This window comes from Lactiplantibacillus daowaiensis (assembly GCF_005405085.1).
Lineage (GTDB): Bacteria > Bacillota > Bacilli > Lactobacillales > Lactobacillaceae > Lactiplantibacillus > Lactiplantibacillus daowaiensis.
In genome coordinates this window covers 72093-94345 of record NZ_BJDJ01000011.1, presented here as the reverse complement: position 1 = coordinate 94345, position 22253 = coordinate 72093, and the positions used below count along the sequence as shown (strand labels likewise).

The following is a 22253-nucleotide window of genomic DNA, read 5'->3' as shown; positions in this document are numbered from 1 at the left end:
TAAATTATTTTGTACGTCAATTTAGTATACCGGGTTAATTAAATCAGGTTAAAGTTAGGCAGAAAAACAGTCAAAATTGACATAAGTATTATTAATACGTAATAGCTAAATTCTAAATAGAAAGTCTGATAATGACGCAACCTGTCATTAAAAAAGATAATAATTTTTAATGCTGGTATTAATTAATCATTAGAATTAAGCATAAATTAAACCAGCTCTTGCCTGTTTTATATTAGCGTGTTAATAGCTATAAATGCCTTTAATACAGCATCTAAAGCATTTCTAAGGATTGAACTCGATAAATTAAGGGGATATACTATTAATGATAAAAAGATATTAAGCCACAATACCAATAATAAAAAGATTTAAACGGGGATACTATTTTTTTAGAATTAAAAGGGGTCGATATGATGAGTCGTAATAATCGTCGTAATCCATATACTAGTTCAAAACTACATTATAAGATGTACAAGCAAGGTCGTTTTTGGTTATTCGCTGGTGTTTTAGCGATGGGTATTTGGCAAGGGGAAGCAACTTTAGCGCAAGCTGAAACGACAACTAGTGAAAGTGATAGCAGTCGTTCAGTCGCGGATAGTTCTGTGTCATCGCAGCAAACCGTGACATTAAGTAGTAGTAGTACGACCACAACCGCTAGTGATGAAAGCACCACTAGTACTGCCACTGATGGAACTCCTACTAGTAGCACAGCAAGTCAGTCATCAAGTCGTCAAGTTAATAGCGACAGCACAAGTCAAGCGACAGCGACTTCAAAAGCCGATACCACAGCAAATGCCACTGATAGTACCACCGAAATCAGTGCTGCTGATCAGACGACTGAAAATGAAAACGGTTCATCAAAGTCAACGAATACGGCAGCTACGACTAATTCTGATGCAACCGCGTCAACCGTTACAAGCAGTTCATCAGCAAGTGATACGACACCGAGTCAATCAGCTGAACAAAGTAGCCAACCAGCCACAACAACATCATCGACCACTGGTGAGACTGAAACTAACACCACACCGACAGCCCAATCAACTAATAACGATCAAACAACGACCACGACCGACTTGGCTACAACCACAGCTGTTCAAACACCAACGACCGCTACGTTAGCTGATGATTTAACCGACGATGTTACTACACCAACCAATGACGTTGTCACCCCAAGTACGACGACTAATGACCAGCAAGTCACCAGTAAGCGTGCCTTATTAATGCGGGCGGCCACTGTTGCTGGTGATATTGCCAGTGGTACGGATGGCACTTGTGCTTGGCGAATCGATAGTGATGGCACGTTACATCTTGGTGCCGGCACGATGGGTACGACGACTGCTAGCTGGCGAAGCTATACAAGTAGCATCAAGACAATCACATTTGATGGTCCGGTAGTGGCACCAGTTAATGCAACCGGCCTCTTTGGCAGTCTACCTAACTTGGTCACGATTACGAATCCTGAACAATTAGATGTCAGTCAAACTACGACAATGGGTAACATGTTTATGTCTGATACCAGCTTAACGACTTTGGACTTGCATGCTTGGGATACAAGCAGTTTGACCAACATGGCGGGCATGTTCTGGTTAGATAAAAATTTGGTCAGTGTTAATATGGCTGGCTGGGATGTTAGCAAAGTGACCAGTTTTCAACAAGTGTTTTACAATTGTTCTGCCTTAACGACGGTTGATGACACGGGTTGGGATACCAGTAGTGTGACCAGTATGGCAGATATGTTCAACAGTGACAGTAATCTAGTTAATTTAGATGTGAGTGGCTGGCAGACCGGTAATGTCACCAACATGAGTAACATGTTTCGTTTAAATACTAGCCTAAAGACCCTTGATGTTAGCAATTGGGACACCAGCAAAGTGACGACGATGGCTAGCCTGTTTTCTGCCGATAGTAGTTTAACGGCTTTGGCTGTCGGCAATTGGGATACCGGCAATGTGACTGACATGAGTGCATTATTTGGTGGTAATAGTAGTTTGACGAGTTTGGACATTGCTAACTGGAATACGAGTAAAGTCACCACAATGGACAGCATGTTAGCCAGTTGCTCGGGGTTAACTAGTTTAGATTTAAGTGCTTGGCAAACCGGCAATGTGACGACCCTCATGTTTATGTTCAGTGGCGATTCTGGCTTAACTAGCCTAAACGTTGCTGACTGGGACACACACAATGTAGTTAAAACTGGGGGCATGTTTGACAGCAACACCGGCTTAACTAGTTTGGACCTAAGCGGTTGGGATACTAGTAACTTAGTAGATACTGATAACATGTTCAATGGCGACAACAACTTGGTCACTTTAAAAGTAACGAATTGGACGTTGCCAAAGTTGAAATTAGCCTACAACATGTTCCTCGATTGCTGGAAACTACAAACCATTGACAGTACCGCCAACTGGGACTTAAGTAGTTTAGTGAATGCCGGTAGCATGTTTGCTAATGATTACGCGTTAACCGGGTTGGCAACGACTAACTGGAGCTTGAAGAATCTACAATCAGCGAGCCAAATGTTTGGTGAATGTCAAAGTTTAACAACGCTTGATGTTAGCAATTGGCAGATGGGCAACGTCACGACGATGCAAAACATGTTCATGGATAATAAGAAATTAGCTAATCTAGATGTCAGCAATTGGGATACGCATAGCTTACAAAATGCCATTCAAATGTTTATCTACGATAGTAGTTTAACGAGTTTGGATGTCGCTAACTGGGATACTAGCAATCTCGTAACGGCCCAAAATATGTTTTTTGAAACGATGAGCTTGCAACATTTAGATGTTTCTAAATGGCAGACCGGGAATCTACAAAGTGCCCGGATGATGTTTTATTGGGATGACCAACTAGAAGGTCTCGATGTCAGCAACTGGGATACACACAGTTTAACGGATACTGCTGGGATGTTTTTAGGTAATCAAAAGATGGTCAGTCAAGATTTGAGTAAGTGGGACACCAGCAACCTTACAAGTATGAAATGGATGTTTTACGGCGATACGAATCTAAAGTCTTTGAACTTAGCCAACTTTGATATGCGGGGCGTTGATCCAATGTATATCGTCTTTACTGGCGATACTAACTTACAGACCTTAACGTTAGGCGCGAATGCCGTACTTCAAAATGGTGCCGCTAACTTGGACTTGCAAGCTGTGCCGGATAATGCGGACTATACTGGCAAGTGGATCAACACCGAAGGCCAAACGTTCACCACACCTGAATTAATGGCGTTATATGACGCTGGTAGTACGACCGCCGTGGCCGACACGTATACTTGGCAAGTTAACCAGAGTAGCTTAGTGGTTAAAGATACAACGGTCATGCAAACCCCAACAAACACGTGGCAAGCGAGTGACAATTTTGTCAGTGCGACGGATAGTGTTGATCAGCCATTAACGGTCGCTGATATGACGATCGAAGGTACGGCCGATACGAGCAAGCCAGGGACGTATCAAGTAATTTATCACAATGGCGATTATTATACTGGCGTGGCCACGATTACCGTTGTGGCGACCCAAGCATCCGTTGATGTTAAGGACGTAACGGTCATCCAAGGCCAAGCATGGCAAGCCAGCGATAACTTTATTGGGGCAACAGATGCAACCGGTAAAACAGTTGACTTTAGTCAGGTGACCGTCACCGGCGCTGACCAAGTTGATACGAGTCAGCTTGGCGCAACTTACAAGGTGACCTATAGTTATCAAGATGTCGATGGTAATGTCGTGTCAAAAACCGTCACGGTAACGGTTGCTAAGAGTCAAGCGGCCATCGATGCACATGATGTCACGTTGATTCAAGGCCAGCCATGGCAGTCAACTGACGGTCTTGTCGGTGTCACGAGTGCCGATGGGACGACCGGGGACTTAAAGGCAGTGACGGTCAGTGGTGACCAAGTTAATGTTAAACAACCAGGTCAGTATCAAGTGACGTATCAGTACATTGATGCGTACAAGAACGTGGTGACTAAGACGATTACGGTCACGGTAGTTGCCAGTCAAGCGGCCATTAACGCTAACGATGCGACAGTTGACCAAAATGGCAACTGGACGGCCACTGATAGTTTTGTCAGTGCGACTGACGCGACTGGTAAAAGCGTGCCGTTCAGTGGTGTCACGGTAATTGGCGCCGATAAAGTCGACTTAACGACACCCGGCCAATATCAAGTGACCTATCAATATACCGACGCTTACCAAAATACGGTCACGAAGACGATTACAGTGACGGTCAACGCGGTGGCGACAACACCGGACAATCCAGACACGGTTGATCCAAGTACACCGGCAACTAATCAGCCGGATACTAACACTGATAAGGGCATTACCTCAGATCAATCAACAAAGCCAACTAAACCGACTGAACAAACATCAGCTGATGATCAGATCAACGTAACCGCTGCTAAACCAGTTAAATTGCCGACACCTAAAGCAACGACGTCAGCTGCTTGGCAGGGCGCTGGCATTCAACCAACAAGTAAGCATTCAGCAACAGTTGCGCAAACCAATCCCAAAGTAACGCCACACCAGTTAGTTGCACAACAAGCAACGATAAGGGGTAATAAGGGGCAATTACAAGCGGCAAAAGCTAACAAGCCAGCAGCGACGTTGCCACAAACGGATGAAGCTAATCCAGCAACACCAACGATTATTGGCAGTTTGTTATTAGCTTGCAGTGGGGTGCTAGGGTGCTTGGGTCTGACTGATCGCAAACAACGCAAGCATTAATGTTACTAGTCAAAAGAACCGCTCATCACAAAATGATGGGCGGTTCTTTTAGTTAGCCATGGTCGCCACCGAAACAATGATCAGCTTATGACGCCGTTTTATGATGGACAACTGTTAAATGTCCAGGCATTTGCCGAACTTTAGTGGCCGCATGGTCGGCGTTAAGTTGTTTAACGATTTGCGATAACGTGACGGTAACCGTCATATCTTTACGAAACGAGTGGACAATAAAACTGTGGTATTTGACTGTCTGACCACTAAGTTTGAACCAGTTAGGGGCCAATTGTTTGGCGTCATCTTTAATATTCTGATCCGGCCAAACTAAGCACTTCGTGGCGGTGCCATTTGGATAAACCTCGAGTTGCCAACCTAATTTAAAATCGGCGACTTCTTGCCACCGTTGAATCTTAGTGTGCTTGATGCTGTAATAAATGATACTACTGTATGTTAAGTCACGATCATGACTTAAGGCTTTAGTTGTGAGGGGCTGATAAGCTGGTTTTTTAACCTGCTTGACGGTTGCTTTTGCCGTCGTCACTTTTGATGGCGTGGCTTTTGTGGCCGGTTTAGTCTGACTAAACAGCCAGCCACCAGCTAGCAGGGCCAATAGTACAATTAAGCCACCACTTAAAAGAAGTCTTTTTTTCATAAACACCAGTCTTTCCAAAGTAATGAAGCTTATCATGCCATTCACTGGCTAAAATGTCAATCTAAGCCAGCAAAACGCCAGTTACCATTGGATGCGGTAACTGGCGTTTGGTTTAGTGGTTATTTAGCTGTAATCGCTTGCTTTTTCGCGTGGCGAATTTTGAAAACTGTTAGTAGGGCAACAGCGACGGCCACCCCAATTAAAATAGCCAATAAGTAAAGTAGGAGGTGATTCGTGGCACCGAGAACCCCAACGATTGGACCACCGTGTGGGACGGCATCAGTAATTTTAAAGAGCATCCCGAAAGCGCCCGCAACGGCTGAGCCGATAATTACGCTAGGGATAACGTGTTTTGGATTAGCGGTGGCAAATGGAATCGCGCCTTCAGTAATCCCAATTAATCCCATTAAGATCGCCGGGACACCAGCTGACTTTTCTTCCTCGGTATTCAAATCACGACGAACGAAGGTTGCAATCCCGGTCGCCAATGGTGGGACGGCGATTGCAGCCGCAACAGCACCCATAATTTGGGCATGACCAGCCGTGATTGAAGCAACCCCGAATAAGAAGGCGACTTTGTTAACGGCACCACCCATATCAACCCCAATCATGGCACCTAGTACTAATCCTAAAACGATGCTAGTGCTAGGGTTCTTTGATAAGAAGGTCAACAAATCTTGCAATGAAGTCATTAACCAAGCAATTGGCGCACCTAAAAAGAGAATCAAAACTGCAGTAATCACACCAGTACCCAATAGTGGAATGACAAAAATCGGCATAATTGGGCGTAAATCTTTAGGAATTGGCCACGTATTAATCCATTTAACCAAGTAACCGGCGGCAAAACCAACTAAGATGGCACCAATAAAACCAGTTCCGGATTTAGTGCCTAAAATAGCAGGCGTATTAGCGACCATCGCACTGATCATTGCTGGGGCTAAAGCTGCGCGACCAGCAATCGCATACGCGATATAACCAGCTAAAATTGGAATCATTAATTGAAAGCCAATGGATCCAATTTGATTCATCGCGCTCCAAATCGTATTTTTAGGAATGACCATCCCGTTAGCAGTTGGATGGCCACCAATTGCGATGGATAGGGCGATAAATAAGCCACCAACAACTACAAATGGAATCATATGAGAAACCCCATTTAATAATTGCTTAACAATCGGACTTTGTTGTGGATCATTCGAACTAGTGGTTGTTGTCGTGGTGGTCGCACCGGTTTGCGTGGTTTGGAGTTGCTGTGCATCAGCGACTAATTTACCAGCATCTTTAATGGCTGCAGCGGTCGTGGTGTGGAGCACTTTTTTACCGTTAAACCGATTTTCACCATCAATTTCAACATCAGCCGCGACAATAACAAAGTCGGCTGCCTGAATATCGGCTGCAGTCAAGCCGTCTTCGACCCCAGTAGCACCTTGCGTTTCAACTTTAACTTGATACCCTTGGGCTTCACCGATTTTTTGTAACTTTTCGGCCGCCATATAAGTATGGGCGACACCGACTGGACATTTTGTAACCCCAACAAAACTTTTCATTTTGAATTCCTCCTTAGTCTTAATGACTTAAATCAACATTACTTTGAATCACTTGATAGAGCTGTGAAGCATCGTGGCGAGCTGCTTGTAAGGCGGCAATAAAATCAGTATCCATTAATTTACGAGCCAGTTTTGACAAGACCTTTAGATGATCTTGATCAGCACCGGTTTGCGGCATCACTAGGCCAATAGCAATTTCAACTGGTTGGTCATCAAGTGACGTCCAATCAACGGGGTGTTGAAAGCTGATAACACTAACTATCGGTTCACTAATCCCCGTAATTTTGGTGTGGGGAATGGCAACACCATTGCCAAAACCAGTCGTGCTTTCAGCTTCACGGGCTAAAAATCCTTGAACTAGTGCCGACTTATCTAAAGCATTGGTTGTACTGATTTTGCCGGCAAATGCCGTTAATGCTGCGGCTTTAGTTGATTGACAGTCAATATCGGTAAAAACATTAGTTTGAACAAAAGTACTCATTTTAAAACTCCTTTTTAAACTTAACGATTTGTTTGTAATTGTTGTAAGACCGCTAAAACTTCAGCGGAGGACTGCGTCTTCGTTAATGATTGAATCAGCTGTGGACGAGCAACGAGCTGATTAACGAAGTGGTATAACTCACGTGCACGATATTGATCTTGGGTTTGGATGGCCAATAGCAAGACCAAGTGGACTTTGGTTTGAGCATCCCATTTGATGCCATTAGCACTGATTAGAATTTCGATACCTGAATGGCGCACATGCTCAGCTGCCGCATGGGGAATCGCAACCCAACCTAAGGCCGTTGATGCCAACTTTTCGCGCGTTTTAACAGCAGCCGGGTATTGGTCATCAACTAAATCTGCTGCAACTAGTCGCTGGCTTAATAACTCAAGCGCGTCATGGCGGGTCTTAACGGTATTATCTATGGTGATACTGTCAGGACTCAGTAATTGTGTCAGTAAATTAATTTGGCGATTGATCGTCTGATGGGCGATAAAGTTTTGTAAATTCGTGATCTCACCTGGCGTTAACAGCGGACTCATGGTAAACAGTGGCTGCGGACTATGTTTGATTGGAATCGTACTAATGATGATATCAGCGTTTGCGGGCAACGTTTGGGTAGTTGTGTCGCTAATTACCTTGATAATTGAAATCTGATTATAAAAATAATGATGAATCCGTTGTAATAATAATTGCCCGTAACTAGGCCCTTGCCCACAAACTAAGACGGCAGTCAGTAATTCGACATTCGTTTGTCGTTCTAAATAGGCTTCAAAATAGAGCGTTACTTCAGTAATCGCCGCAGGACACAATTGAATTTGCAGTCGATCGGCTAAAGCCACACTGAAGTTAACCGCTTGATCAAAGGCCACTGGAAATTGACTTTTGATTTCTTGAGCATATGAATGCGTCGCTGGTCGCCGTTTAAGCTGTTGCCAAGTTAAAAAGTGGGCCAGTTCATTGATTAAAATGGCATCACCAGGTTGATCTTGCATTAGTTCGCGGACGACAGTAATCAATAATTCACCAGTTGGTGGTGTTGATAAGGCAGTCAGTTGTTGTTGCTTAATGACCCGCAATTGCATATCTAGTTGACAAATGAATGGCGTTGCAATTGGTAGGGCTAAAGTCGGTTCAGCTAGGGCCAATAAGGTCTTCGTTGTGGCGGTGCGTTCATGTTCAACTGAGGTAGCCGGCATAAAGCGAGGCGGGTATTGTTGGCTGATTAGCAACGTCAAACCTAAAAGCTGTAATTGATCAGTCATCAACGTCAGCGTGACCGTATTTAGAAACTGATTCAACACTTGTTCGACTGCTGTTACGGTCGTTGGTTGGAAAAGCCACTTTAAAACGGTTGGCAACTGGTAGCGATATGCTAATTGCTGTTTAGAAACCACCAAGCTTAAGCCAGTCGCACGTTTCGTTAAAGCCGTCATTTGCTCGATAGCCAGATTAAAGCGGGTGAGGGCGGGACCACTAATTAGCAAACCAGCTTGTGACCGTTCAAAGCTTAACCCGACACTACTTAGTCGTGGACGCAATAAACGTAAATCATTATTAACGGTACTTTTACTGACGAATAACTGGTCAGCTAAGGCTTGAATCGTAATTGGATCGGTTTGTAGTAACAACCAACTGACGATTAAACGTTGTCGCTGACGACTGGCTGCTAATAATGGTGCTGGTAGTTGTTGTTCGAGTTGGTCTAATGCCGTCATTGGGCCTTCAAAGTAGATGCCATCATTGGGACGGCGCACAAGTGTTAAGCCTAACTGTGGTACTGCGTGTGCGATGATGTCAATCTCAGTTGCAACGGTCCGAGCCGAAACGTTTAGTTGTTGCGCTAGGGTTTGTGCATGGGTTTTACCACTGAGCCGAATCAAGTGGGTGATTTTGATTTGCCGAGCGGTTAAGGTTAATCCTGTGTTCAAAGTCGAACCTCCTAACTCAAAATTAGTTTATAAGAAACGTAAGCGGTTGCATATACAACTGATTGCTAGAATCATTGTTGCAACTTTTAAATGAAAATTTATGCGACTATTTTCATCAATTCACAGCATAAGGCCTCGAACGCGTTTGAGGTCAATGCCTACAGTCGAATTTGTTTAAAACAACAATTAAGCCTTGACCTAAGACGCGTTCGATAAGTTAGGTTAACAGTGACCTTAATTATGCGCATTAGGGGGGATTAGATGACTGGTATTATCGAATTACATCATTTAGCACAAGTGCAGTATTATTACGTCACTGTTTGGTATACAGAATCAACGCGCACCCTAGAGTTTCAGTCACTGACAGCTTGCAAACCATGGTCATTGGTGATGCCATTATTGGCACCGGCTCCGGTTATCCAGCTGAGTTGGCCTTATCAACGACTGACCTTGACGATTCAGCTCGATACGACCCAACTAGTTATTCGTGAGACAGTCGGTCAGTTAGCAAGTCAGTTGTTAGCGTTACTGAACCAGTCCGTAACTCGCGTGAGTTAACAAAAGTCCCCATCATCTTTGTCATGGATAATCGCAAAGGTGGTGGGGATTTTTTGACACTGTAAACATTAACTAGGCTAGTCCGCTAATAACGTTTTAAGTATTGTCCGACTATTTCTTTTTTAATCAGTGTAGTTGCGCTAAATTAATAAGCTAATAAAAAAGGCGTCGTTGCAAGTTGCAAAACGACACCTTTAGGACTAAGCCTGTGGGACTAACTTATGACTGAGAAAATAATCGGAGAACCAATTACGGGTAAACGTCACAACACTACTATGTTGCACATTCTTTAAGGCACACAGTGAGATTTTCCAAGGGAAGAAAGGCTCAATCTCACGACAGACGATATCGCCGGTATTATAATTCTCACCAATCGGTCGGGCCAAAATGCCGACATTATTGGTCTTTTGACACATATTTAGGATCAAATCCCATGAATCAGTTTGTAAGAAGAAATCTGGTTGGATACTAGCATGCATAAAATGTTGTTTCAATTGGAACGTGACCATAAAACTATTGTTCAACGTGATAATTTTTTCTTTACCAATTTCGGTCAATGGAATTGGTCCCTCGATTTTATTAAAGCGATGATTCTTATTGAACCAAACGGCGACTGAATCCTTGTAAATAACTTGTTCACTGATTGAGCTAAACGTTACGGGTGAAATTAAAATGGCCAAGTCTAGTTTACCCAGTACTAGCATTTCTTGTAATTCATAAGCGCCTTTTTCAACTAAGGTCAACTTAATGCCGGGATTGTTTTGAATAAATTGGACTAGAGCTTCATTAAAGACGGTTGAAATAATGACTGGGGCGATCCCAATGCGAACGGTCCCTTGCTTTTCTGAGACGGAATCCTGTAGGCGACCCAACATCATTTCATATTGGGAGTAAACTTTGCGGGCATCCCGCACTAAGCTATTCCCAATATGTGTTAGACCAATGATGCGACCTTTTTTACGATTGAAAATCGTCACGCCTTGCCGAAATTCTAGTTCGGCGATAGATTTACTTAAAGCAGGTTGTGAAACGTGTAACACCTTAGCGCTACGGGTGAGGTTAAAGCCGTTATCGACGATCGTCAATAGATAGTATAATTGGTTAAATTCGATCATATTTGTTAGCTCCTTAGTGGAAAAACAATTTTTCAGTCGAAAACTAAAGTTATTTTGGATAAGTAAACGATTACATTTTAAATAGCAATAATCATAATTACATTTACCAATAGTATAACGGCAACGTTTATCGACTGCCAATACTATTTTTTTATACCCAGTATAAACATAGGTTATGGGTTGATAGCTACAAGCTATCATTAACCGTAGTCCCACTTGAAGTCCCGGTGTTAGGGGTTTAATAAACGAATTGAAACAGTTTATTAAAAACCTTGCGGGTTATTTATTTGAACTATTCCTGTAAGTTATGGCAAGTTAGAAAGGTTGATTTAATCGTTATCTAAAAATTGTAAACGGTATCTTTTTCACAAACATTTTAGCTAAATCATTAAATTCGCTTAAATAGCCAATCTTTGAAAACGCTGTCATAACAGGGTTGCTAGCACTAGGCCTTAAAATAGTTAGGCATACCAAAAATTGCAAAAACTTTTTTCCAAGTTAATATAGATTATGCAAAGCGCAGTTGAGAAGTTCGCAACTAGTGAAATTCCCCCAGGTAAGTGATGTATTAGAAGCAAACTACTACAACTGCAAAAAAACATTTTAGGAGATGCTCATTATGAACCGAGTTACTAAGTTATTAGGAATCCAATATCCAGTTGTCCAAGGTGCCATGCAAGAAGTTGCAACTGCAGAATTAGCTGCTGCTGTTTCTAATGGTGGTGGGTTAGGAATTATCGCCGCTGGTGGTAAGACCGGTGAAGAAGTTCGTGTTGAAATCAAAAAGGCACATGAACTAACTGATAAGCCATTTGCCGTTAACTTGATGTTAATGGATCCTAATACCCCTGATGTGGTTAAAGTTGTGATTGAAGAAAAAGTCCCAATCGTAACTACTGGTGCTGGGACACCTAAGAATTACATGACTGATTTAAAGGGTGCCGGCATTAAAGTTGTGCCAGTTGTCCCAAATGTTAAAATCGCTAAGAAGATGGAAGCAATGGGCTGTGACGCCGTTATCGCCGAAGGTATGGAAGGTGGCGGTCATATTGGGACATTGACTTCACAAGTCTTATGGCCACAAATTGCTGATGCAATCTCAATTCCATTGATTGCGGCTGGTGGGGTTGCTGATGGCCGCGGGGTCGTTAATGCCTTTATCGCTGGTGCTGAAGGGGTTCAATGTGGGACGATCTTCTCAATTGCTAAGGAAAGCCCCGTTGGTGACAATTGGCGTGATGCGGTTATCAATGCAACGGATTCTTCAACTGTTGTTGTTGGTGCAACGATTCGTGACGCTAGTCGGGCCATCATTAATAAGAAGACCGACCAATTATTGGACTTAGAAGCACAAAAAGTTTCTCGTGACGAATTCAATACCTCAATGAACGTTGGGTTACGGAATGCTGTTCGTAAAGATAATGCTGAAACTGGGGTCTTATTCAGTGGTGAAATTTCTGGCTTAATTACCGAATCATTACCAGCTGCTAAGATCGTTAAACAATTAGTAGATGAAGCACAAGACATTATTGACAATAAGAAGATTGAATTAGCCTAGTTAATTACGCAGCACCAGGACTAATAATTAAGCAATTAGTTATCAATTTTAGTGTAATTAATTAGAAAGTAGCGGCTTGTTAATGCTTTAAGCCTGGCCGGTTTAAATGGGTTTAGCACTAACAAGTCGCTTTTAATTATCCATTTAAACGACACTTGTGGCATAACAAGTCGAAAACCACATAAAGGGGTCGATTTAAATTGAACGGTTTGCTTGGTGAATGTTTTGGCACCATGATACTAATTATTATTGGGGTTGGTTGTGGCGCGACAATCAATCTGAATCACTCTTATGGGAAAACCCATGATTGGTTTTATGTCAGCGTTGCTTGGGGGTTTGCGGTAACGTTTGGGGTCTATGTTGCAGGTCAATTTGGTGCTGACGGTCACTTGAATCCGGCCGTCACACTTGGCTTTGCCTTATTTGGACTATTTCCATGGTCAGCGGTAGGATCCTATCTATTAGGGCAATTTCTGGGGGCTTTTATCGGGGCGGCAGTCGTCGTCTTACATTATTATCCACACTTTAAAGCAACCAAAACAGAAGCTGAAGGCAATTCAGTCGGCATCTTTGCGACAATGCCAAGTATTAACAATCCCATTTTTAACCTGCTTAGTGAAATTATTGCGACTTTCACGTTTATCTTTATCTTATTAAATTTAGGGAACTTTACCCAAGGCTTAAAGCCACTGATCGTTGGGGCCTTGATCACCACTATTGGGCTAACCTTAGGTGGCACGACTGGATTTGCGTTAAACCCAGCTCGTGATTGGGGGCCTCGGTTAGCCTATACCATCTTGCCAGTGCCAAATAAAAGTGCGGCTCACTGGGAATATGCATGGGTACCGATGGTCGGACCACTGGTTGGCGGCATACTCGCTGCAGCCTTACAAGTTAGCGTACATTAATAATAATTGAAAGCGGTTAATCGACAAAACCGCAGTATCGGAGGGTGTTTAACATGACAGAAAAATACATTATGGCAATTGATGAAGGAACCACAAGTTCACGGGCGATTATTTTTGACCACGACGGTCACCAAGTCGCTGACTCACAAAAGGAATTTCGGCAATATTTTCCCCAACCAGGTTGGGTTGAACATGATGCTAATGAAATTTGGAGCGCCGTTTTAACAACGATCGCCAACGTTTTCATCGAGTCCGGGATCAAACCGGATCAAATTAGTGGGATTGGGATTACCAATCAACGTGAAACCACGATTATTTGGGACAAACAAACTGGCTTGCCCATTTATCATGCGGTTGTTTGGCAATCACGACAAAGTGCCCCGATTGCTGATAAATTAATCGAAGATGGTTATGGCGACATGATCCATCAAAAGACCGGTTTGATTGCGGATGCTTACTTCTCAGCCACTAAAATTCGTTGGATTTTAGATCAAGTGCCGGGGGCGCAAGAAAAAGCTGAACGCGGTGACTTGTTATTTGGGACCATTGATACTTGGATCTTATGGAAATTAACCGGTGGTAAAGTACATGTGACCGATTATTCCAATGCCAGTCGGACGATGCTCTTTAACATCAATGACTTAACTTGGGATCAAGATATTTTAGACTTACTCAATATTCCAATGGCGTTATTACCAACCGTCAAGTCCAACTCAGAAGTTTACGGTAAAACAGCTGATTACCATTTCTATGGTAGCCAAGTACCAGTGTCTGGGATGGCAGGGGACCAACAAGCCGCGTTATTCGGGCAATTCGCCTTTGAACCTGGCATGGTTAAAAATACGTATGGGACCGGGGCCTTTACCGTGATGAACACCGGTGACACGCCGCAATTATCCGAACATAATTTATTGACCACGATTGCTTATGGCATCGATGGCAAGATCAATTATGCGTTGGAAGGGAGTGTTTACGTTGCCGGCTCAGCCATTCAATGGCTACGTGATGGGATGAAACTGGTTAAAAAGGCCCCTGAATCTGAACAGGCTGCCGTCTCATCACACAATCACAATGAAGTTTATATGGTCCCAGCCTTTACTGGTTTAGGCGCACCATATTGGGATTCTGATGTTCGTGGTTCGGTCTTTGGCTTAACCCGTGGGACAACCCGTGAAGACTTCATTAAAGCAACGTTACAATCATTGGCTTACCAAAGTAAAGACGTGATTGAGACGATGAAACGCGATGCCGAAATCGATATTCCAAAGTTAAAAGTCGATGGTGGCGCTGCTAAAAATGATTACCTGATGCAATTTCAAGCTGACTTGTTAGACACCGAAATCGATCGTGCAGCTGATTTAGAAACAACGGCCTTAGGTGCCGCCTTCCTTGCCGGATTAAGTGTTGGCTTCTGGCAAGATACTGATGAGTTACAAGCCATTCATGCGGATGGTCAAATTTTCCAACCTAAGATGGGCACGGCGGAACGTGAAAATCTGTATGCTGGTTGGCAGGCAGCCGTAAGTGCCGCCCAAAACTTTGTTCATGAACCATATCAAGCAAAATAAACACGCATAGGAGCGATAAAGATGAGTTTTTCAATGACTAGTCGTCAAGACGACTTAAAACAATTAAAGTCCCAAGAGTTAGATTTGTTAATTATCGGTGGTGGGATCACCGGGGCCGGTGTGGCCTTACAAGCTAGTGTTGCTGGCATGCAAACTGGGTTAATCGATATGCAAGATTTTGGTGGGGGGACTTCTTCACGGTCAACTCGCTTAGTCCACGGGGGTATTCGTTATCTAAAGACCTTTGACGTTGAAGTTGTGTCAGACACGGTTAAAGAACGGGCCGTCGTACAACATATCGCACCACATATGACCCAACCAGATCCAATGTTATTGCCAATTTATGACGAACCCGGGACAACGTTTAGCATGTTCTCAGTCAAAGTGGCGATGGACCTATATGATCGTTTAGCAGGTGTTGATAAGAACCCTAATTTGCAGAAGTACAGTAACTATGTTTTAACGAAGGCGCAAGTGTTGGAACGCGAACCACAACTTAATCCTGATAAGTTAGTTGGCGCCGGCGTTTACTTGGATTATCAAAATAATGACTCCCGATTAGTCGTTGAAAACATCAAGCGTGCTCATGATGCTGGTGGCTTAATGGTCAGTCGCATCAAAGCGATTGAAGCGTTACACGATAAGTTTGGTGATATTAATGGGATGCGGGTTCAAGATTGCTTAACTGGTGAAGAATTTGATATTCATGCCAAGTTAGTCATCAATACAAGTGGTCCTTGGTCTGACGAAGTTCGTCATTTAGACCAATCCGCTGATCCTGAATCACATATGCGGCCAACCAAAGGGGTGCACTTAGTCGTTGATCAATCCCGTTTGAAGGTGCCAAATCCAACTTACTTTGGTTCTGGGACTAATGATGGCCGGATGATCTTTACCATCCCACGTGAAGGTAAGACTTACTTTGGGACGACGGATACCGACTTTGAAGGCGATTATGAAAACCCACAAGTTGATCAAAAAGACGTTGATTACTTGTTAGGTATTATTAACAAGAAGTACCCAACGGCTAACTTAACCATCGATGATGTTGAAGCTAGTTGGGCTGGGATTCGGCCATTAGTTCGTAACGAAGTGCCAGATGATGCTGAAACCGATGCCGTTTCTGGTGCCAGTGCGGCAGCTAGCTTGCAACCATCTGCGGTTTCACGTGGGAGTTCATTAGTCACTGCTGCTGACGGGATGATTACGTTAGCTGGTGGGAAGTTGACCGACTACCGCTTAATGGCTAACGGGGCAATTAAGCAAATTCGGCAAACCTTACGTGATGAATATTTGGAAAACTTCAAAGAAATTGATTCAGCGGAAATTAAAGTTTCCGGTGGTGATTTTGATGGAGATAACGTCGAAGACGCGATGGCTGACTTCACCAAACAAGGGGTTGCTAAAGGCTTGACGGAACCAGAAGCACGCGAAATTGCCACTTTATATGGGTCAAATGCCCCAACGATCTTCGCCCAAGCTGATCAAACCAAAGCAGCGCCAGGCTTAAGCTTAGCTGAAACCTTGTCATTACATTACTCAATGGATGAAGAAATGGCCTTAACACCGGTTGATTACTTGTTACGTCGGACTTACAATGTGCTCTTCCATAGCGATACGATTGATCAAGTTAAGGTTGGGGTCATTGATGAAATGGCGCGGTATTACAACTGGGATGCCGCTACTAAGACGCGTTATACCGAAGATGTCGACCGTGAAGTTGAAGCTTCACGTTTGATCGACCTCAAACTTCAAGCACCAGTTGCTGCTAAATAAGGGCAACTAGCCCAGGTCAATTGACCTGCTAATAATGGTTTCCACATTTTAAAACTCACCTTGATCAGCGTCAGGATTGCCGTTTTGGCGCTGATCGTACATAAAGCAAGCGTAGATAAAGGCGCCTTGGTGTTTTAAGAACAAAAAAATAAATGGGACAAGAAATTAAAATTTAGTTTCTTGTCTCATTTATTTTTGTCAGGACTAATTATGTCATGGCCTCTTTTGTTGGTGAATTTACCCTTAAATGAATTGATCAATAGTTGAAAGACCTCTGGCCCAAGTTACAGGATCACATAATTCAACGAATTCTAATTTTCGCTTCTCAAAATCCATGGATCTAAGCTGATGTGTTACAACTTCACCTTTAATCTTTCCAGGTTGATCAAGCGGGACATAAGTGCCAAATGTTCGTTTTGTACTTGTAATAGGACAAATTAAGCAAAAACCTGTGAGTTTATTGAAAACGGTTTCGTTAACGGCTAATCCTGGACGCCGTTTTTTTATTTCATGACCTACTAAAGGGTCAAAATTAATGTAGACGATATCACCTTGAGATGGACGATACATTAGTCGTCCACCTCGTCCCATTGCTTGTCTTCATCAGTGATGCTATCACGAAATCCTTGCCATTCAGATTCATTAGCAAATAAATCATTTTTGATTGGTGTCATAACAAACGTGTCTCCAACTTTGACGATTTTGTATTTATCACCGGCGGCTGGTTCGAGTTCACGTGGAATAATTGCGCCAAATGAATTACCAATTTTACGAATTGTTGTTTCCATGATGCTCACTTCCTTATTTTTGTTATAATGACGAATTTCGGTTATCAAGGATGCCCTCAAGTTGGTTGTAGCAAACAAGTTCAAGTTGAAAAAGGTTGAACTAACCGGCAACACCTTAGGTTTTCTAGTATAATAGATAATAAATAAACAGATTACGAGGTGGATTATGGAATCAATTACTGTATCACAGACCTTGTCCGTCAGTAACCATCGGATTTTTTCATCTGATTTGAATGAGCATAACACCGTTTTTGGCGGCAAAATCTTAGCAACCATTGATGATAACTCTTCGATTCCAGCGGCACGAGTGGCGCGCATCGAAACGGTGACCGCTTCGGTGGATCAAGTGAACTTTATTTTACCGTTTCGCCTGCAAGATTCCATGTGTACGGAATCCTACGTTTCGGGTGTCGGGCATCGCTCCATTGAAGTATTCACCAAAATCATTGGTGAACATCTCAATACTGGCGAACGCTTTTTAGGGTTAACTTGTTTCTCATCATTTGTAGTCACTGAACATGATATCGTCTTGCCGCAAATTGTGCCCGACAAGCCAGAGTACGACTTTGTTTGTCAAGGCTATGCCGCACGTCAAGAAGCGCGCATGGAACGGTTAAAGCGCCAAGAAGCGTTCAATCAAAACATTAGTTTGGAATTTCCTTGGAACCAATAAAAAAGCAGATTTTGTAACCAAAATGGTTGCAGAATCTGCTTTTTATCATAATCCTGGATTTACTGGTGTCGATTCAGTGGGATTAAATTCCCAACCGTCTTTAACTTGCTCATAAACCATTTCAATCACGGTACCGGTGCGCATGTTAGTAAAGATAAACTTGATTTCACCTTCATTACGGGTGGCATAGCGAACCGTTAAGCCGTTACTACTGTCGAGACGAATTTGATCGACGGCAGCGCCCAATTCATCACCACTTGCGTAAAAGCTTTCCATATCAAAGCTCTGTTTAGCACTCATGTTTTCAACTCCTTAGGTTAAATGACCTAATCTTAATTTAGCGACTCAGTCAATATTAGTAAAGCAAAAATTAAGCTTAGATTAAATTAAAATGCTGACACGCATCCACGATGCCATTGTCATCATAGCGGCGGGTGACATAATCTGCTTGTTGTTGGACCGCAACCGGTGCATTGCCCATCGCAATCCCGACGTTAGCGGCTTTTAGCATCGAAATATCGTTATAGCCATCACCAAACGTATAGACCGGTAATGTCTCAAACCCAGCTTTGGCTTGTAAAGTCGCAATCCCACTAGCTTTGGTCGTCCCAGTTGCGACGACATCGATACAAACATCTGAGTTACGATAAAACGTCAAGTCTGAAAAGGTTTCGCGTAACTGGGCTTCTTGTTGGCGACCAGCGGGGGTGTCAGCGATAAACGTTAAGGCCTTACTGATATCGCGATTTTGATAATAACTGGCATCAACTTGCGGTAGTTCACGATGGATGCGGCGGTAATTTAGTCGCACTAAGTCATCGATTTGACTGATCGCCATACCATCGTGATTAGAAACGGCTAAACTGACTTGTTGCTGCTCAGACCAAGTCGCCAAGTGATTTAATACCGTGGGCGCTAACGTATCTTCAAATAACTGTTGATCTTGGAAATAGACATCCGCGCCATTTGCACTAACAATGGCGTCAAATTGTCCCGCTTGAATAATATCTTGAATCTCAAACCGGTCCCGGCCAGTGGCAATGACTGGTAATATTTGATTCGCACGCAAACTTACGAGCGCTTGCAAGTTTTCAGTTGGAATTTGCTTTGCCTGGTTTAATAAGGTTGCGTCCAAATCGAACGCCACGATTGCTTGATACATCATGATTCCCTCCAATTAAGTTCGTTATCTATACAATATCATCTTGAACGCGTTTCAGGTCAAGGGCTAAAAAAAGTTTTTGAAACCGCTTGACTTAAAACCCGTTCGATACTTTACAGTATGGGTGTGTTAGAAAGTAACGTGTATGACTAACTGGTGGCCACCAGTCCTTAAAACTTATATGGAGGTCTTGATCATGATGAAATTATTCCAACGGAAACATCAATTACAATTAGTTGCCCCAGTCGGTGGGATGTACGTCGATATTCGGAAAGTGCCAGTAGACAATGTGACCGTAGGCTTTGCCTTAGAACCGATGGTAGGTGAGATTCAAGCCCCAATTGCCGGTGAAATTACGCAGTTAACGCCGCAATCAGTGACGATTATGGCCGCGCATCAGTGTGACGTCACCGTTCAATTAGGTCAATCAACAACTGGTGCTAGCGCAACGGCTTTTAATTGGCAAGTGGCGGTCGGCGACCAAGTAACACCCGATACCTTGTTAGCCAATATGGACTTGAATGCACTTCATGAGGCCAATCAATCAGCCTTGGTGATCTGTATGGTGACTAATCAGCGGCCAAATGACTTTGAAATCGAAAAAACGGGGTTAGTGAGCCAAGGCGACTTGTTAGAAAACTTTCGGGTGAAGGCTTAAGCCTAATGATTTATGTTGGTTAAATTACAATTAAAAAGTGCCAACCTGATTTTTACATTTACAAAATCAGGTTGGCACTTTTAATTGTTGTTACTGTTTCGCTAAAGTCAACGTAAAGATGGTGCCTTGTGGTTGGTGGTCGCTGACCGCAATTTGCGCATGATTCAAGTCAGCCAAACGACTAACAATGGCTAATCCTAGCCCCGTACCAGGAATCTTCTGAGAACGAGCTTGATCGACCCGATAAAAGCGCTCAAAGATCCGTTGTTTATCGTCATCACTAATGCCAGACCCATTGTCGGCAATCGCCAAGGTCGGCTGCCCATCAATGACTTTAGTTGTCATGATGATGGGTTGATCGGCAGGTGAGTACTTGCTGGCATTATTGAGTAGGGCAATCAAGATCTGTTGCAAACTATCTGGATTGACCATCGCCATCAAAACGTCCGGACTTAAGTCTAATTGGACCGGTTGCGCAATATTTGGTTGATAGTTATCAACGGTTTCACGAACCGTCTGATTGATGTCCAACAATTGGCGATCGATTTCAACATGATCCATCCGTGACAATCGCAATAAACTTTCCACCAGTGTCTGCATCCGCGCTGATTCATCATCAATAAACTTCAGTGATTTCGGAATGATTTCCGGATGCTGCTCACCGCGACGTTTAATCAAGCTAATATGACCCCGGATCGCAGTTAATGGCGTTCGCAGTTCATGAGACGCATCGGACACGAATTGATGGTCGCGCAAGACTTGGTCGTTTAAAGATTTCAAGAGTTGATTGATTTCAGACCCTAAGTCATGGACTTCATCGGGACTATCTGGCACCGGTAGGGCTTCATGATAGGAGATGTTGTCACTATGGTTGATTTCGTTAGCGGCACTGGTTAAGTTAGCCAACGGCTTGTTTAAGCGCCGTGCTAACCAAGCAATCATGAAGTAACCAAGGACTCCACAAAAGATGAGGACAAAAATCAGAATTTCCAAAATCAAGCGGAAAATATGCAGCACATCATGAAAGCTCGTCCAGGTCTCGTAATAGATATGGCCCGAATCCATCGCCGCACGATAGAAGAACCCGTATCCACTCACATACCAGACCGAACGGAAAACTGGCATTTGGGTGGCATTGGCTTTAAAGAACTTTGACGTACCTTTAGAGTAGAAGGTTTGTTCTTCATGCTTAGGGATCTTCGTGTGTACTTTAACGAATGTATTTTTCGTATTGATTGGGCTGTTGATCGTCCAACGATTCCAATCGGGTTCGTCATCAATAATCGAGCGGTCTAAACTCTTCGTGAGTGTCCGCGCGTCATCGATGCGATCACGCGTCAAGCGGTAACCGACGACTAATGAAATCGATGCACCAGTAATCAAGACGATTAAAATCATCATTAACGTAAATGAGCGGGTGATTTGCGCGGCATTAGATTTACCACGAAAATTAAACATTGGCATCATCTCGCAAACAATAACCAACGCCGCGGACCGTATGAATCAATTTGTGGCTAGCTTCGGTATCAATTTTATGCCGCAAGTATCGAACGTAAACATCGACAATATTGGGTTGGCCTTCAAAGTCAACACCCCAGACTTGGTCTAGTAATTCATCACGTGACAAGGTGCTTTCAGCATGTTGCATGAGAGTCAGTAATAATTCGTATTCGCGTTGGGTCAATTGCACCAAGCGTTGATTACGATGCACTTGCCGCGCTTTAGTATCTAGTTCCAAATCAGCGTATTGGTAAACCGCTTGCGTATCATTAGCTTGGGATTGGTGCCGCAAGATGACCCGAATTCGGGCCAATAATTCCTCAGTATCAAATGGCTTGGTGATGTAGTCATCAGCGCCACCATCTAACCCGGCAACTTTGTCCCCAACATAATCACGTGCTGTCATCATAATGACCGGAATCGTGTCATGTTTACGAATCCGCCGCAAGACTTCCAGTCCATCCATTTTAGGCAACATCCAATCTAAAATGATTAAATCAAGACTATCTTTTTGAGCTAAATATAAGTCATAGGCTTGTTGCCCATCTTCAGCAGTAATCACATCATAATCTTCAAAGGCGAGTTCTTGTTGTAAAAAGTCAACGACACTCGCTTCATCATCTACTAGTAAAATCTTTGCCATGGTCCAAACACTTCCCAAAA

The 22253-nt window shown here is 43.3% G+C and carries 19 protein-coding genes; 8 read left to right on the top strand and 11 right to left on the bottom strand.

Annotation, left to right across the window (positions count from 1 at the left end; all coding sequences use genetic code 11):
- The first annotated feature begins 410 nt into the window (after positions 1 to 410).
- Positions 411 to 4718, top strand: coding sequence for a BspA family leucine-rich repeat surface protein (locus tag FFM75_RS08320; protein ID WP_171001463.1), 4308 nt, complete (start codon positions 411 to 413; stop codon positions 4716 to 4718).
- Between the two features lie 85 nt (positions 4719 to 4803).
- Here FFM75_RS08320 and FFM75_RS08315 read toward each other — a convergent pair whose 3' ends face one another.
- The 4 genes from FFM75_RS08315 to FFM75_RS08300 form a co-directional block, all read right to left on the bottom strand.
- Entirely contained in the window at positions 4804 to 5367 is a 564-nt protein-coding gene (locus tag FFM75_RS08315; protein WP_137628712.1) for a hypothetical protein, read from the bottom strand.
- 119 nt (positions 5368 to 5486) lie between these two features.
- A complete protein-coding gene (locus FFM75_RS08310; RefSeq protein WP_137628711.1) occupies positions 5487 to 6911 on the bottom strand; it encodes a PTS fructose transporter subunit IIC in 1425 nt (474 codons plus the stop codon).
- Positions 6912 to 6930: 19 nt separating this feature from the next.
- A complete protein-coding gene (locus FFM75_RS08305) occupies positions 6931 to 7392 on the bottom strand; it encodes a PTS sugar transporter subunit IIA (protein WP_137628710.1) in 462 nt (153 codons plus the stop codon).
- Between the two features lie 20 nt (positions 7393 to 7412).
- The gene (locus FFM75_RS08300) at positions 7413 to 9326 is read right to left on the bottom strand and encodes a BglG family transcription antiterminator (RefSeq protein WP_137628709.1); all 1914 of its coding nucleotides are present in this window, start codon (positions 9324 to 9326) and stop codon (positions 7413 to 7415) included.
- 261 nt (positions 9327 to 9587) lie between these two features.
- Here FFM75_RS08300 and FFM75_RS08295 point away from each other — a divergent pair, with 261 nt between their 5' ends.
- Entirely contained in the window at positions 9588 to 9884 is a 297-nt protein-coding gene (locus FFM75_RS08295) for a hypothetical protein (RefSeq protein ID WP_137628708.1), read from the top strand.
- Between the two features lie 200 nt (positions 9885 to 10084).
- Here the strand turns inward: FFM75_RS08295 and FFM75_RS08290 are convergent, their stop codons facing one another.
- A complete protein-coding gene (locus tag FFM75_RS08290; RefSeq protein WP_223876639.1) occupies positions 10085 to 10999 on the bottom strand; it encodes a LysR family transcriptional regulator in 915 nt (304 codons plus the stop codon).
- Between the two features lie 619 nt (positions 11000 to 11618).
- Here FFM75_RS08290 and FFM75_RS08285 point away from each other — a divergent pair.
- From FFM75_RS08285 to FFM75_RS08270, 4 genes are all read left to right on the top strand, one after another.
- Positions 11619 to 12557, top strand: a complete 939-nt coding sequence (locus FFM75_RS08285) for a nitronate monooxygenase (protein WP_137628707.1) — start codon at positions 11619 to 11621, stop codon at positions 12555 to 12557.
- Positions 12558 to 12757: 200 nt separating this feature from the next.
- Complete coding sequence (locus FFM75_RS08280; protein WP_137628706.1) at positions 12758 to 13465, top strand: MIP/aquaporin family protein; 708 nt, start codon at positions 12758 to 12760, stop codon at positions 13463 to 13465.
- Positions 13466 to 13518: 53 nt separating this feature from the next.
- The gene (gene glpK / locus FFM75_RS08275; protein WP_137628705.1) at positions 13519 to 15033 is read left to right on the top strand and encodes a glycerol kinase GlpK; all 1515 of its coding nucleotides are present in this window, start codon (positions 13519 to 13521) and stop codon (positions 15031 to 15033) included.
- Positions 15034 to 15054: 21 nt separating this feature from the next.
- On the top strand, positions 15055 to 16809 hold the full coding sequence (locus FFM75_RS08270; RefSeq protein ID WP_137628704.1) for an FAD-dependent oxidoreductase: 1755 nt from the start codon (positions 15055 to 15057) through the stop codon (positions 16807 to 16809).
- A gap of 243 nt (positions 16810 to 17052) precedes the next feature.
- Here the strand turns inward: FFM75_RS08270 and FFM75_RS08265 are convergent, their stop codons facing one another.
- Both FFM75_RS08265 and FFM75_RS08260 read right to left on the bottom strand, forming a co-directional pair.
- Complete coding sequence (locus tag FFM75_RS08265) at positions 17053 to 17379, bottom strand: type II toxin-antitoxin system PemK/MazF family toxin (protein ID WP_137628703.1); 327 nt, start codon at positions 17377 to 17379, stop codon at positions 17053 to 17055.
- Positions 17379 to 17597 (bottom strand): AbrB/MazE/SpoVT family DNA-binding domain-containing protein, encoded by a 219-nt coding sequence (locus FFM75_RS08260; protein ID WP_137628702.1) that lies wholly within the window; start codon positions 17595 to 17597, stop codon positions 17379 to 17381. The genes FFM75_RS08265 and FFM75_RS08260 overlap by 1 nt, the downstream gene beginning before the upstream one ends.
- 166 nt (positions 17598 to 17763) lie before the next feature.
- Between FFM75_RS08260 and FFM75_RS08255 the strand changes: the two genes are divergently transcribed.
- Entirely contained in the window at positions 17764 to 18270 is a 507-nt protein-coding gene (locus FFM75_RS08255; RefSeq protein ID WP_137628701.1) for an acyl-CoA thioesterase, read from the top strand.
- Positions 18271 to 18315: 45 nt separating this feature from the next.
- On the opposite strand, the gene FFM75_RS08250 is transcribed toward FFM75_RS08255, so the two are convergent.
- Complete coding sequence (locus FFM75_RS08250; RefSeq protein WP_137628700.1) at positions 18316 to 18570, bottom strand: hypothetical protein; 255 nt, start codon at positions 18568 to 18570, stop codon at positions 18316 to 18318.
- A 76-nt stretch (positions 18571 to 18646) separates the two neighbouring features.
- The gene (locus FFM75_RS08245; RefSeq protein ID WP_137628699.1) at positions 18647 to 19435 is read right to left on the bottom strand and encodes a Cof-type HAD-IIB family hydrolase; all 789 of its coding nucleotides are present in this window, start codon (positions 19433 to 19435) and stop codon (positions 18647 to 18649) included.
- Between the two features lie 193 nt (positions 19436 to 19628).
- Here FFM75_RS08245 and FFM75_RS08240 point away from each other — a divergent pair, with 193 nt between their 5' ends.
- Positions 19629 to 20090: a PTS glucose transporter subunit IIA gene (locus tag FFM75_RS08240; protein ID WP_171001462.1), complete on the top strand. Its 462-nt coding sequence runs from the start codon at positions 19629 to 19631 to the stop codon at positions 20088 to 20090.
- Between the two features lie 90 nt (positions 20091 to 20180).
- Here FFM75_RS08240 and FFM75_RS08235 read toward each other — a convergent pair whose 3' ends face one another.
- Together FFM75_RS08235 and FFM75_RS08230 are read right to left on the bottom strand one after the other, a co-directional pair.
- Positions 20181 to 21548 carry a HAMP domain-containing sensor histidine kinase gene (locus tag FFM75_RS08235; protein WP_137628697.1) on the bottom strand — a complete coding sequence of 456 codons (1368 nt, stop codon included), beginning with the start codon at positions 21546 to 21548 and terminating at the stop codon, positions 20181 to 20183.
- Entirely contained in the window at positions 21541 to 22233 is a 693-nt protein-coding gene (locus FFM75_RS08230) for a response regulator transcription factor (RefSeq protein ID WP_137628696.1), read from the bottom strand. The genes FFM75_RS08235 and FFM75_RS08230 overlap by 8 nt, the downstream gene beginning before the upstream one ends.
- Positions 22234 to 22253: the final 20 nt, after the last annotated feature.